Origin of the sequence: Algoriphagus sp. AGSA1, assembly GCF_021390545.1 — a bacterium.
Classification (GTDB): domain Bacteria; phylum Bacteroidota; class Bacteroidia; order Cytophagales; family Cyclobacteriaceae; genus Algoriphagus.
This window is the reverse complement of record NZ_JAJUWR010000012.1, coordinates 117,277-131,289: the sequence shown is the minus strand read 5'-3', so window position 1 is coordinate 131,289 and position 14,013 is coordinate 117,277. Positions and strand designations below refer to the sequence as shown.

The window sequence follows — 14,013 nt, the reverse complement described above, 5'->3', positions numbered from 1 at the left end:
CCTTGCTATAAATCCATCTTTATTCTTGAAACCTAGAATCACTGTTTATTTTAATTCCACTATGGCCCATGCAAGCCAGATATTTACTGGCTTAGAGCTTTTGAAAATAGAAGGACGCCTGGAATTGGATTATAAGTTGGCAGTTGGGGAATTACCCAATAATAAAATGCGGATGGAGTATCAAGGGAAGCAGGTGATTTTTGATATGGCTGATGATAGTGTGATTGATCAGGATATTTACCAACAGTGTGATGCTTATGTGAAAAGAATGTTGTTGAAAGTAGACAGGAAAAAGTATGAAAAAGTTATTCCTTTTGGTTTGAACTATTCAGTGATGGTGCCAAATTCCAATCTTAGAGGGATATGGACAAGGAATCCATCGTTACTAGGGTATTCCATCAAATATAATCCCTTTTTATCCAAGCTATTGGACATCAACGATGCGATCTATAATGTTCAATTGGAAAACATGGAAGGTGCACCAAATGAAGATGGGGATATTATCTTTGGCACCCGGCTTTGGAACCCCATGAATAATGAGATAGCTTGGAAAAAAGAAGAAAGAAAAAAAATCAATCTTCAGAGAATTGCCATAATAAGGCGTTTGAAGGAGATATACGGACCCTTATTCAAAGGTGGGGTAGAAAAAAGTAGCCTATCGCAGATTATTTGCCCTGATCTTTTGATAAGCAAAGCGATGTCAAATAAAAAGGCCTATCTGGATAACTTGAAGGGTGCACTCATAGGTATAGCAAACTTTGGACTGGAAGGGAGCATTGGCTGGAAATTTCCAGAGTACATCGCTCATGGAATGGCGATAATAACTACACCGATTGATGAGTACCTTTTGCATGGAGAGCTCCTTGAAACCCAGAATTACCTGAAATTTGAATCTGTGGAAGAATGTCTGGAGGCAGTAGATTTACTAGTCAATACCCCATCATTAAGGAAGAAAATGCAAAAAGAAAATTGTGCTTATTATCAGCAATTTCTTCACCCCAAGAGAAAGATGGAATTGATTTTAAATGATTTGGCCGACCTATAAAGGTAATAGCAGGAATAATGAAAGTAACCTTTAAAAAAATTACTGAAAAATATCTTTCCAATTTTTACTATTTCTTTGGACATCTTCGGCATAGGATATTCTTTGTGATAGGCTTTAGCTTATTTGTGGGGATTTTAGATGGATTTGGATTGGCGATGTTTCTTCCATTGCTAGAGATAGCAGACGGTGGGAACCCCTCTTCAGAGGATGGCAACATGGGTAAACTGGTTTTTTTAGTTGATGGCTTGAGCAAACTTGGTGTAGAATTGACTATTCCTATTGCCTTAGGTATAATTTGCTTTTTCTTTATTGTAAAGGGTGGTTTTGCATTTTTGAATGGTTATTACAAAATAGCAGTCAATCACTTCTTTGTCAGGAAAATCAGAGTAGAAAATTTAGACTTACTAGCTGGATTAAAATATAAATACTTTCTAACCACTGATCAGGGGAAAATTCAAAATTCATATACAACTGAAATAGACAGGGTAGGTAATTCATACTCTACTTATTTCATGTCCTTTCAAAATGGGATACTTGTTTTGGTTTATATGGGATTTGCATTTTTAGTCGATTGGCAATTTGCAGTATTGGTCAGTTTAGGGGGCTTCGTTTCTAATTTGCTTTTTAAAAGGATCTATGCCCGAACCGAAAAATCTTCCAAAAAACTAACACGTGGAGGGCATTACTTACAAGGACTTATGCTCCAAGCTGTGTCAAATTTCAAATACCTTAAAGCCTCAGGAGGATTGAGATTTTACACCAACCGTGTAAAAAAACAGTCGGTAGAGGTAGAAAACACCAATAATCAGATTGCAAAATATGGTAATATTATCTTCGCTACCCGTGAACCTATTATCATCTCGGTTGTGTGTACAGTTATATTAGTTCAGACTACTTTTTTGAACACACCATTAGAAGGGATTTTAATCAGTTTATTGTTTTTTTACCGAGCACTTACATCTCTGATGCAGGCACAAGCATCTTGGAATAATTTCCTGCAGGTATCAGGTTCATTGGACAATATGACGGAGTTTACCCAAGAACTAAAAAATAATCAAGAAAAGTTGGGGAAGGTGAAATTTGAACGTTTGGAGGATCGAATCGAACTGCGAAACGTATCCCTTTTCTATGGCAAGACTAGAGTGGTGAAGGAAATAAGTTTTGAGATTCCCAAATCCTCAGAAGTAGCCATAGTAGGAGAGAGTGGGTCTGGCAAGACTTCTATAGTAAATATGATAGCTGGACTTATTCCTTCAGATGATGGTCAGGTGTTAATAGATGGTGTGCCTGTCAATGAACTGCAAATAGCGGCATACCAGAAAAGAATTGGCTATATCAGTCAAGACCCTGTAATTTTCAATGATACAGTCTTCAACAATGTGACATTTTGGGATTATCCAACTCCAAAAAATCTTGAAAAGTTTAGGTCGGCTTGTGAACGGGCTGCGATTTATTCCTTTATCAATACACTGGAAGATAAAGAGTTCGAAATGCTAGGTAATAATGGTTTGAATCTCAGCGGAGGTCAAAAACAGAGGATTTCCATAGCAAGGGAATTGTATAAAGAGATAGATATTCTTATTCTCGATGAGGCTACTTCTGCCTTGGATTCGGAGACAGAGAAGGAGATCCAGGTGAATCTTGAACAGTTGAAGGGACATTATACCATTATAGTCATTGCCCACAGACTTTCTACAGTGAAGAATGCTGATAATATTATCTTCCTGAACAAGGGAGAAAAAGTTGCTATGGGTAATTTTGAGACTTTATTAAAATTAGAACCTAATTTTAAAAGAATGGTCCAATTACAAGGTGTTAATTAAGTTTTTAGTGGAACAAACTATAATATATTGAAAACCCCGTCTAAAGGTAAACTTTTCGTTAAGCTCGAAGGTGGCTTAGGAAATCAGTTTTACCAGTACGCCTCTTGCAAAGCTTTGGCAAAAAAGTATGGGTTTCAGTTTGAAGTATTGGCCAGAATGGATTCCCCAAATGATTCTAGGAGGCATAATCATCTAGGATTATTTAACATTCAAAGTCCCTATACTGGTAAACTAAACACCCTCTTGGTACGGATGCTATTTATCCAAAAGTTCAATATAGGGAAATGGCTAAGAAAACGGCTCAAATCCAATAAGCTTCTTACATTGGTGCATGACCCAGAAACGGGCTATCATCCAGAGCTGCTCCAAGATGCAATAGGGAATGTTTTACTTCTTGGCTATTGGCAATCCTTCAAGTATTTTGAGAAGATCAAATGTGAGTTAGTAGAGGAGTTCAAATTAAAAGAAGTACCTCGGGACAGAGAAAATCAATCATTAAATGAATTGATCCCAAAGTGTGAATCCATTGCTATTCACATTAGAAGGGGGGATTATGTAAGTGAGGAGTACTTTTTGAAAAATTTTGGAACTTGTTCGCTAGATTATTATCAAAATGCCATTGCGTTAATTGCAGAGAGGGTTCAATCGCCACAGTTTTTTATCTTTACTGATGATCCAGTTTGGGTAAGAGACCGTTTGAAAATAGATTATCCGCATACCTTCATTACACATAATTTAGGTAAAAGTGATTACGAAGATTTTCGTTTAATGTCAGTCTGCAAACATTTCATTGTGGCAAACAGCTCTTTCAGCTGGTGGGCAGCATGGATAGGGAATTATCTCGATAAAATAGTGATAGCCCCCACCCCTTGGTTTGTGAAAGATTCATTACCCCAAGAGGATCGAATTCCAAATGAATGGATAAAACTTCCGATTTAACTGTCTGGCTTCCAAAGGATTTAAGTCTATATAATATTGAGTAGAAAGAAAATCTTATACCTGGGAAACCAACTAATGGCCAGAGGATTAAACCCTACTTCGGTTGATACCCTAGGAACTAAACTTGGGGATATGTATGAAGTTAGAAAAGCCTCAAACCGTGTCGCTTTTTTACCAAGACTCCTACATATGTGGTATTCTATCCTGAAGAACAGGGCAGAGACCAAGGTGGTATTAATAGATACTTATTCTACTCTGGCTTTTCATTTTGCATGGACTTCAGCATACTTGTGCAGGTTTTTCAAAATTCCGTACATACCAATTTTGCATGGAGGTAGGCTCCCGGATAGGCTCAGAAAGAGCCCTAAACTGATGAGTGGATATTTAAAGTCAGCATACAGTATCGTGTCTCCTTCACCATACTTGAAAACAGAATTACAGAGGCAAACTATTTCAAGTCATGAGATTAAAGTTATTCCAAATTTGCTTGAAATCGAGAGTTACCCTTATACTGCACCTACTAAAAACAGTAAACTTGTTTTGTTTTGGCTACGGGCATTTGCCGAGATTTATCGTCCAGAAAATGCAATCAAGCTGGTAAATTATCTTAAATCAAAATGTATAATAGATGTGGAACTTTTTATGGTAGGGCCTAAAAAAGATAGTTCCTTGGAAAGGTGTCAGGAGCTGGTTAAAGAATACGGTTTGGAACAATGCGTGCATTTTCCAGGTAAATTACCAAAGGAGCAATGGGTGCCACTCGCTATCAATAGTGATATCTTCATCAATACCACATCAGTAGATAATATGCCAGTTAGTGTGCTGGAAATGATGGCATTAGGAATTCCCGTGGTCAGTACTGCAGTTGGAGGTATCCCGTATATTATTGAAAATGGAATAAATGGTATTCTAGTGGATTTGGATCAAATTGATCAGATGGGCGATGAAATATTGAAAATATGGAGCGATCCTCAGAAACAAATAATTCTATCAGAAAATGGCAGACAGAAGGCAGAATCATGTGCATGGGAAAAGGTCAAATATAAGTGGAAAAGCCTAATTGATCAAATTGATTAGAATAGTCAATTCAGCAGTTTTTGCCTTAGAGAAACTTCACGTAATCTTGTTAAATCACACATGGCATTAGATAATTTATTGCCGATAATTCGGAAAACTGGCTCAAATCTATCTCCCGAAGAGTTTCACCATCGGGTAAACGTAGTTTTTCATGATATTGAAGCCGAAGATTATGATCAAATCCATAAGGATATGTGGGAGGTTTTGCTTCTTCAGTTTAAGTTGATAACAGGTGATTTTTCTAAGTATTTTGAGAAGCATTCAGAGCTTAAGTTACTGGATGTAGGTTGTGGTACAGGACTAGGTACGGAATTGCTACTCGCTACCGAATTAGGTAAAAAAATAAAGAAAATAGTCTTGGTTGATATTTCTTCAAAAATGATTGAAAAGGCAGTTGCCAGGAGCAAAAATTGGGGTATAAATACTGAAAGTAGAATATCGATGCTAGATTCTTTGGATGAGAAAGCTGACATTATTTTGACCTCATCAGTGCTTCACCACATTCCTGATCTTTCGCAGTTTGCTTCAGATATACAAAAAAGACTAAATCTTGGAGGCGTGTTTATGCATATACATGACCCAAATGGAGACCAATTAATGAACCCAAATTTAGTGGCTAGAAGAAAAGAGATAGCAGCTACAGACAAGGTAACTAGCTTGTATCAATGGCTAAACAGCTCTGAATTTTATAAATCTGTATTTCACCGTCTCAACAGAATGCGCGGTAAGTATAATCACATTGATTTGGTCAATAACTATCTATTAAAGGAAGGCGTGATCAAAAAAAGGATGACTGCCAAAGAAATCTGGAGTATTACAGATATTCATGTGGAGGGATTACCGTTTTCGAAGAAAAAGGGAATCCGTTTGAGTGAAATGGTAAATTCATTGGATGAACTAAGTTTGGTTGCTCATAGGTCTTATGGGTTTTATGGAAGGCTTGGATTTGAATTGGACGAAGAGTTTGCTACCAAAGAGAAAGAATTGATTTCCAGTGGATCCAAAGAGGGGCGGTATTTAGTAGCTGCTTGGAGAAAACCGGTTAGCTAATGTTGTTAATAGGTAGGCTACCAAGATTTCCATTTCAACAAATAAATTACTTTCAATTTTTAGTCCTACTGGAAATATAATCTATTTTAAGCATTTTGCAGGTATCAGGATTGGAAAAGATTTCAAACTCATAACTTTCCATAAGGCTGATTATCTCCAAAAATCTTGGTTCACTTTTATATAAGGGTTCGAAGGAAAGTTCCAATTTAACTACCTGTGTTTTTTTAAGTGCTTTTTAAGCATCATTTAAGATCGGTTTTTCATCCCCCTCCGAATCAATTTTTAGCATCACATGCTCCACTTGAGGGCATATGTCATCATATATTTGATTCAACGAATTATCTTGATCATTGAAAGTTGGATTGTTATGCTTTTAAAAAATTAATTTTATGCAAATTTATTCATTTCATGGTTCTTCACTTTAAACTCCTTTCGCTTCACACAGGTCAAGTTTTCCATCAATTTCTTTTCAAGAACAATTGGGATTTAGAGGCTCTTCTGATCCCTTCTATAGGAGGTGTCACTACTTTGTTTTATATGAGAATTACTGAATGTAATGGAAATGGCAGTTTCGAAACGATCTAAGAGGTTCAGAAACCAAAAATTCAGTTTACCCGTAAAATTTATAGTGGTTTTTCAATAAAAACTGTTTAAGTTTTTATGATCACCTTTGAAACATTGATTGTTACATATAGTTGTTTTAATTAGTAAATATTTATAATTATGAGTTATAAAGTTACGATTATTATTTCAGTATACAATACGGAGTCGTTTATAGAAAGGTGTTTGAATTCCGCTTTGAATCAAACATTTGAGAGCATTGAATATTTGTTGATTGATGATGTAAGTACAGATAATACGATTGCAAAGATTAAGGGGGTTGTAGAAAAATCTCCACGTCGAAAAGATGTAAAGCTTATTCAGAACAAAGTTAATAAAGGGATAGGTGCTGTTAGGGATTTAGCATTTAGAATTTTTGAAGGGGAATATTTGTTTTTTTTGGATGGCGATGATGAATTGTTTGTGGATTCCATTGAAAAATTATATAATAGAGCCCTACATTATGATTCTGACATAGTTATTGGTTCTATTGAATTTGTAGATACTCTTAATGAGGGTAAAGATGGAGATTGGTTTATGAGAGATTTGATATCTGATAAGCCGGCAGATTTGTTTTTTATGGGAAGATTTTATCCCATGACTTGGAATAAGCTGTATAGAAGGGAATTGATTGTTTCAAATGACATTAGGTGTATTCCGACAAATCAGGAGGATGAAATCATTTCATTACAAATGTTTATTCATGCCAAGAAAGTTGTATCTATTGCTGATATTACATATAAGTATTTTTATAGGACTGATTCACTTTCGAATAAAATGGTTCTTAAGAATTTTATAAGTTATAGTATTTCTATTCAATACCTTCGAGATTTGCGAGTTAAATTATTAGGTCATCCCTATTATTTGTCCTACCTTCAATATGTTTATAATTTGAATTATTCTCTTATTTGGAGGTTAAAAAATTCAACTCTTGTTTCAGAATATGAAAAAACTAAGTTGACTGGGGAATTTTCAAAACCCTTTTTGACAATCAAAGAAATAGTGTCCTTAGATTCTCCGCTGTCTTTAAAAATGAAATTTTCGTTTCTCTTTCTTCCAGATTCACTATTGTTTTACTTTCTAAATAATTTCAGCCCGTTTTTTAGAAAATTGAAGAAGAAGTATAATCGTAAAGCTTTTTGACGTTGACAATTTACTTTATTACTTTATCCTTCTTTGGTTAAAGATTCCATATCAGCTATTGCCTGTAGTGTGTCTTCTATATCCAAGATCATATTTGAATTTAAATGAATATTAGGTGTTTGAAAATCATTTTGGGAATAATAATATAAATGGCCTAATTCGGATGCTAGGGTATAAAAGCAGTTGTTTGTCGTATCTCCCCTAAATCTAAACTCAAGCACTTTAGCCCCTTTTTCCATAAATAGCATATTGGTCAGACCCGCTCCGTGCATACTGATGAAGTTACTGGTTCCATTCATTAGCTGGATTTGTTCGGCTAGGGAATAGTCCTCGAACTGATGGATTTCGTATCCGGATCGCATGAGTTGCAGGATGAGTTCTTCCTCGTTGACAATTTTCCGTTTTCCTGCTTTTCTTCTCGAGACATAGATTTTGCGGTCAGACACTTTGCTCTTCTCTACTTTCATACGATTGCGGATCGATTTTATCACTTGCTGGTGATAGTTGAAGCTAGGAGCGGTTCGGTCAAAAGAAACCAAACTTGCGATGGTCAACTTTTGGTCCTTAGAGAAAAATAGGTGGTCATATCCCAATAAGTTCAAAGAATCGCTAACATAGTTGAAGTTTTCCAATCTTTTTGGCAAAACCACCTTATGATCTTTATAGTCACCTTCCAGTGCTATGAGTCTGGGGATAGATTCTGTCATCCAATGAAAATAATTGTGAGCCCAGGTATCTGTCATCCAGATGGCTTTTTCCACGAAGCGACTTGGCTTCAGCAGGGATGGGAATCTTTTAATTTTCGCTTTTTTGCTCAGCGGGCTTGGGTGGCTGAGTTGATCAAGAAATGAAAATGTCTTCCAGTCCCAAATAGTCTCGTCCACAATCACGGCTGCCTCCAAGACATGGGCTTTGCTCGCTTGGATGTATCTCTCAAATTCCTTCTCAAATAGTTCTCTATCATCTTTTTTGAAGTTTTGTGGCAAAGACCGCTTAGAGTAATAGGAAGGTAAAGCAGGCAAGGATGTTTCTTTAAGGTTCATTAGTTCCTACTTTGAACGGGTTAGGTACTTTTTGTAATTAGAAAATAGACTATATATCAGAAATTTGTAATAACCAGGTGGTCGAAATGGATTTGACTTTAGTTTTTTGAATAGAATTGAAAACCCCTTTCGAAATTCTTGTATGGAAAAGTAGCTGAATTCATCATACCAGGATTTGTACCACAAATGTGCCGTATAGGTATTGGTAGTCTTGTATTTATCTAAATTTTCCAGAGGATATTCTTCTTGATAAGGGACAGGATAGAAATATTCAGGAGGATAAACGGTAAGGTTTTCGGAAGCATTTATTTTAGTAGAATCGAGCCCGTTAGTATATTCCTTGATGATAGGAGTGACCACCGATGTTATTACTTTGAAATCTCTGTCCTGAAAATAATCGGTGTACCTGTCCAAGATTTTTCTGATCAGTGGATGTCCAGGCTGACAACCTAAAATAGCTGTATTGATATGAACATGATCTTCATAACCCATAAAACAGGAATGGTGCAACAGATGATCCAAGGGCTGCAGCACGAGCATGTCAGTGTCTAGATATATTCCTCCAAACTGGTACAAGGCTCTAAATCTCACATAATCTGCCACAAACGCGTATTTCTTTTGTGCCAAAGCTTTCTCGAGCCAAGGGTTGTCAAATTGAGTATTGGACTCGTCCCAGCGGATGATTTCATATCCACTCAGTTTTTGACTCCAAGTCTCTATGCATTTGGCAAGCAGTTCGGGATAGGTTTGGTTTCCATACCAGCAAAAATGAATTTTCTTGGGGATCATTTTCAAAAATTATGAGGATTAATCGTGATTTGGAGTGTTGTTGAAATGCGTGAATCTATTCGTATTCTTTTAGATTTCTATTGAAAAATCTTAATTTAGGGCATAGAGTCTAATCAGTCTAAAATCAATTCTTTTTGGCGAAGTTCTAATCTAATCATCGTCAATTATAACTAAACAAATTTTTAAAATGAAAATCCAGTTCAAATTTAATGGATTAATTCAGTTGGAAGGAGATTATGAAGACCTTCCAAAGGAACTGGCAGAAAAAGCAGTCATGAGGACAGGTCTGATGACCTTAAGTCTAGAAGAAGGCTCAGAGGTACAGACTAAATATGAACCCGACGATGAATTGAGTCCATACTTTAAGTACTTAAACCAATTAACCTTCGAAGGCAATATAGTGAAATCTGCAGTTCCGGTATTTTCAGACTCAGACTTTGGAATGGAGTTTTGTGGCCTATTTGCTCATAATAATCCAAGTGTACCCGATAAGGATAGGTATTTTCCAGGTATTCGCGGTAGTAGATATGCCAAGGTTACCCAAGTGTTATCTTCTACAGAGATTGTCACGGATTTTCATTTTAATTCCAGGTCGCCATTTGGCTATATCTTTAAAGACAATTCTAAGGTTTTCTACAAAAAACTGAAAACAGGTGGGAGGATAAACTTACCTGAAGGAGTAATAGTAGTTAAGGATTTGGTTACTACTCAACTCTATAAGGATACCTATTTGATTGGTGCTCCTAATGGAAGCAGCCTGATGTTTGGGATAGAAGATTACTTCAGGTACACTTCTGAGCACCAATATCAGTTTGATCCAGTGTTATTTGATTTTGGTGATAGGACTGTAAATTTCGCTTCAATCAATGTTAATTTTCTTCCTCCTTGCCGAATCATCAAGTGTACGGAGTCTTATTTCCCTAGATTATTTGCCAATACCAGAAAAGCCAGTCAGAAACTTCGAGTGGCAGTCATTAATTGTGACGCAACTTTAAATCAAAGAAACCCCCTATGTAATTCATTTGGATTCGGGATAGGATATATCTATGATTCCGATAATTTGTTCTATTTGAAAAATTTCAAAAATAGAGGAGGGTCTTTCACTGATTTTAAAGTGCCGGATGGCGGCAAGCTTTGGTTGGTTTTGGATAACGTCCAGTTAGATTTTGAAGACAAAAAGGATTTTCAGAGCACTTATTTTCTTAGCAAAATCAAGTTTACAAAAGAACGCAAAGAATTACCTGATCATCCTGCCTACCCCCAATATGTGGCGGAAACCACAGATTCCAGTTTTTTTTATTTCAACAATCAGTTTTATGCTCGAGGATGGAACAATCGACTCAATATGATTCATATTGATAGATTTGTTTTTTTATTGCCTTCTGCGCAATATTTCAAGAATATTCACGACCCTCTCTTCGGGGGGATTGAGAGATGGCAGATATCAGACCTTTTTACCCAGACCATGAATGGATCCCAGGTGATGATGTTTGATATTCCAAGAGTAGGGCAAAAATACTGGGTTCAGAAAAATGGTCACGATACCATCCGTACCTTTGTCAATTGGTGTCAAATTCAAAACAAATCTGTCCATGAAGTTTCTGTCCCAGATAATGGACAACCCGTAGAACTACAGCCAGGAGATATCCTTGAAATCCAAGGTGAGGATTATAAGATTGTCATGAAAGAAAGAGGAGAGTACCCTTCCATGCCTGGAGGATATCAGGACTTTAACAGAAAAGAGGAGAGCCAGTATATTTTTTCCAATTGCAAGCTAGATAAGCCGCTTCCAGATGGAGAGATTTTTGAAATTTTGGTAAAAAAATCCTGCTCTGAGTATCTGCTTGATGGGAAAGAGTACAAGGCGTATTTTATGTATAAAGGGAATAGCCAAATAGCCCTTACAGAGGATAGTAAATTTGGAGGAGATCAGATATTGTACACCGCTGGATTGGGACATCTCAGCTATAACCATAAAGAAATAGGACTTTGGGCGAAGGATACAGAACATAAGGGTTTCTATCGACAGAGCTCGGGCAAAGGGGAGAGTCCGGGGTACACATTGATTAATTGTACGGGTTTTGAAAATGAATTTAATCCAGATGTATCTGTCAAAGATTCTGGAGAAATCCCGCAAGAGCTCAAGGAATACCTAGCTGAGCTTAGAGGATTGGGCGTTTGGAGTTAATAATCGGGCTTATTCCAATTTGAGTGAATTGTGAATTGGTAGTTGATGGGATGGATAAGGATACTGGGATTTGCCCTCAAGGAGAATTTGGAAGATACTCTGCTTCACAAAAGTTTTTTTATCCATGAATTATATTTTTGCGACCCGTAGGAGTAATTGTTCATCTGTAATCCAGATAAGAAGATTGATTTTTTTTAAAAATGCTAAAGCTACTTAAATGAGAAAAATTTACATTTTGGCCCTATTCATAGTATTGGTTGTACTTGGGTTCTTGACATGGGACAATCGTATATCAGGGTATATGGATATGACTGGTCCATGGAGCGTAGGTATAGGTAAGGTAGGTGCATTGGAGGATTTGCAAGAGGCTATTGGTGATTACATTCTGGACTCTGTAAATAGCAAGTCTCCTGTGAATGCCGATTTTGTAGCAGATCCCTTTTTCATCAAGGATTCTGTAGGATATCATCTGTTTGTTGAGCATGCCTTTAAGGATCACGGTGATATCACTTATTTTTTCACTCAAGATTTGGAGCAACCATTTATTTATAGAGACTTGGTGCTGGATGAAAAGTTTCATTTGTCCTATCCACAAGTATTTGCTTATCAGGCAAAATACTACATGCTGCCTGAGACCCAGGGGGCTGGAGAGGTGCTGCTTTACAAGGCTGATTCTTTCCCTACAAAGTGGAGTAGGGATACAGTTTTGATCGATGAGACCATGCAAGATCCCACACTGCTGATACGAGCGGAAGATGAGTTTTACATCTTTGGCTCTTATGATGCAAAGCTCCACTGTTGGAAAGCAAAAGATTTGAGAGGTCCCTACGAATTAGTGGCCAAAAATTTATTGGTAGGCTCCGAATCCAGAGCAGCAGGGAGAATATTTCAATGGGAGGGAGAGTGGTACCTACCCGTTCAAAATTCCTCGAGAGGATATGGGACAGGGCTTTCTTTGTACCAAATCAGCTTAGAGCCAAGTATTAAACTTGAAAAAGCATATCCGTTTTTTCTTGGTCCGAGGAAAGACATTGAGGAATTTTCCCATGGGATGCATCATTTGGATGTTCAATTTATCGAAGGGAAATATGTGGTGGCCTATGATGGAAATATGGCCTTTGGAGATCCTGTGTTCAATTGGAAGTTCTTTTTGAAATACAACCTGCTCAACCTCTGGAATGAGTGGAATATGCTGGTCAACTAAGGAGAAATAGATTTAGGTTTTTCAACATTGTAGCCAATGGGAAGATTTAATCTTCAAAAAATTTAAGATGGGTTTTTTTAATATCTTCGTGTGATTTATTTATACAAAACATTCCAAAAGCAATTGGAGACTTTAGAAATACTCAATATACCAAATTATTACGCATCGTATTACCTGTATGGGTTTTCCAGGAAGTTTAAGTTGAAATATCGCTTTGATGCAAGATTCGAAAGATTTAATAATAGACCATTTTTAGTTTTTCAGTACAAAGAAAAAATTGGGGTTATCGACAATAACGATCCTCATGGAGTAAAACCGGATTTATATGATTATGTGTCAGATTATTTTGTCACGAACAAACTCAAGACACATTCTTCTTATAATCAGGAAAAAATAAGACCTCTATTTCCTCATTACCCAATCAATGTTGTGGGGCTATATCTGAAGACCTTTGGATGGAATCTTCCCAAGAGAATTCCATTGAAAAAGCTAGTGCATCAGTTGCATATACTGAGAAAACGACCGACCTACACCGCAGCAGAAAAGCCTTATCACTTTCACAATTACGTGTTTTTCTCAGCGAATCTTTGGAAGAAAGAGCAGGAAACCAATCAAATACGGGCTGATTTTATGCAAGCTTGCCGATCTGACGAAAGGATCGAATTTGAAGGTGGATTTGTAAAGCGGGGAGATGGAGACAGTATGGGGTTTGAAAATTTTCTTTGTAAAAAAATCTATAAGCCGAAGGTGTTTTCAGAGCTAAGTTCCCGGACACTTTTGGCATTGAATAATCCAGCGGTTTTGGGTGCGGTGAGTTGGCGCTATGCAGAATATTTGACCTCTGGCACATTTGTCATCAGTTTTCCTGAGGCCATTGAGTTTCCGGTAGCTTTGCGACATGGAGTGGAGGTTCACTACGTACAAAAGACGGCTGATTTCAAAGAGGCCATAGAGACAGTTTTTTCAAATCCAGATTATCATCGGACCATCAGTGAGGGAGCTCGTACCTATTTTGAAAAGTATTGTACTCCTGAGGCTCAGACCCAGTACATTTTAAAAATGATGGGCCTCATCGAAGGATAGTGCTAGCTGAATTATAATTCAGTGAAATA

The 14,013-nt window shown here is 37.0% G+C and carries 11 protein-coding genes; 9 read left to right on the top strand and 2 right to left on the bottom strand.

The window, feature by feature from the left end; genetic code table 11:
* The first annotated feature begins 25 nt into the window (after positions 1-25).
* From LZF95_RS11375 to LZF95_RS11350, 6 genes are all read left to right on the top strand, one after another.
* Complete coding sequence (locus LZF95_RS11375) at positions 26-1,045, top strand: glycosyltransferase (RefSeq protein WP_233755118.1); 1,020 nt, start codon at positions 26-28, stop codon at positions 1,043-1,045.
* A gap of 17 nt (positions 1,046-1,062) precedes the next feature.
* Positions 1,063-2,868, top strand: a complete 1,806-nt coding sequence (locus LZF95_RS11370) for an ABC transporter ATP-binding protein (RefSeq protein WP_233755117.1) — start codon at positions 1,063-1,065, stop codon at positions 2,866-2,868.
* Between the two features lie 27 nt (positions 2,869-2,895).
* Positions 2,896-3,807 carry an alpha-1,2-fucosyltransferase gene (locus LZF95_RS11365; RefSeq protein ID WP_262912237.1) on the top strand — a complete coding sequence of 304 codons (912 nt, stop codon included), beginning with the start codon at positions 2,896-2,898 and terminating at the stop codon, positions 3,805-3,807.
* Between the two features lie 36 nt (positions 3,808-3,843).
* Positions 3,844-4,884 (top strand): glycosyltransferase family 4 protein, encoded by a 1,041-nt coding sequence (locus tag LZF95_RS11360; protein WP_368670773.1) that lies wholly within the window; start codon positions 3,844-3,846, stop codon positions 4,882-4,884.
* A 60-nt stretch (positions 4,885-4,944) separates the two neighbouring features.
* Positions 4,945-5,934 (top strand): class I SAM-dependent methyltransferase, encoded by a 990-nt coding sequence (locus tag LZF95_RS11355; RefSeq protein WP_233755115.1) that lies wholly within the window; start codon positions 4,945-4,947, stop codon positions 5,932-5,934.
* Between the two features lie 723 nt (positions 5,935-6,657).
* On the top strand, positions 6,658-7,677 hold the full coding sequence (locus tag LZF95_RS11350) for a glycosyltransferase family 2 protein (RefSeq protein ID WP_233755114.1): 1,020 nt from the start codon (positions 6,658-6,660) through the stop codon (positions 7,675-7,677).
* Positions 7,678-7,700: 23 nt separating this feature from the next.
* Here the strand turns inward: LZF95_RS11350 and LZF95_RS11345 are convergent, their stop codons facing one another.
* Both LZF95_RS11345 and LZF95_RS11340 read right to left on the bottom strand, forming a co-directional pair.
* The gene (locus LZF95_RS11345) at positions 7,701-8,720 is read right to left on the bottom strand and encodes a DUF563 domain-containing protein (RefSeq protein ID WP_233755113.1); all 1,020 of its coding nucleotides are present in this window, start codon (positions 8,718-8,720) and stop codon (positions 7,701-7,703) included.
* 6 nt (positions 8,721-8,726) lie between these two features.
* Positions 8,727-9,509, bottom strand: a complete 783-nt coding sequence (locus LZF95_RS11340) for a glycosyltransferase (RefSeq protein WP_233755112.1) — start codon at positions 9,507-9,509, stop codon at positions 8,727-8,729.
* A 187-nt stretch (positions 9,510-9,696) separates the two neighbouring features.
* Between LZF95_RS11340 and LZF95_RS11335 the strand changes: the two genes are divergently transcribed.
* The 3 genes from LZF95_RS11335 to LZF95_RS11325 all read left to right on the top strand — a co-directional run bounded on the left by LZF95_RS11335 (position 9,697) and on the right by LZF95_RS11325 (position 13,984).
* Positions 9,697-11,697 carry a hypothetical protein gene (locus tag LZF95_RS11335; protein ID WP_233755111.1) on the top strand — a complete coding sequence of 667 codons (2,001 nt, stop codon included), beginning with the start codon at positions 9,697-9,699 and terminating at the stop codon, positions 11,695-11,697.
* 217 nt (positions 11,698-11,914) lie between these two features.
* A complete protein-coding gene (locus LZF95_RS11330) occupies positions 11,915-12,901 on the top strand; it encodes a hypothetical protein (protein WP_233755110.1) in 987 nt (328 codons plus the stop codon).
* Between the two features lie 123 nt (positions 12,902-13,024).
* Positions 13,025-13,984 carry a glycosyltransferase gene (locus LZF95_RS11325; RefSeq protein WP_233755109.1) on the top strand — a complete coding sequence of 320 codons (960 nt, stop codon included), beginning with the start codon at positions 13,025-13,027 and terminating at the stop codon, positions 13,982-13,984.
* Positions 13,985-14,013: the final 29 nt, after the last annotated feature.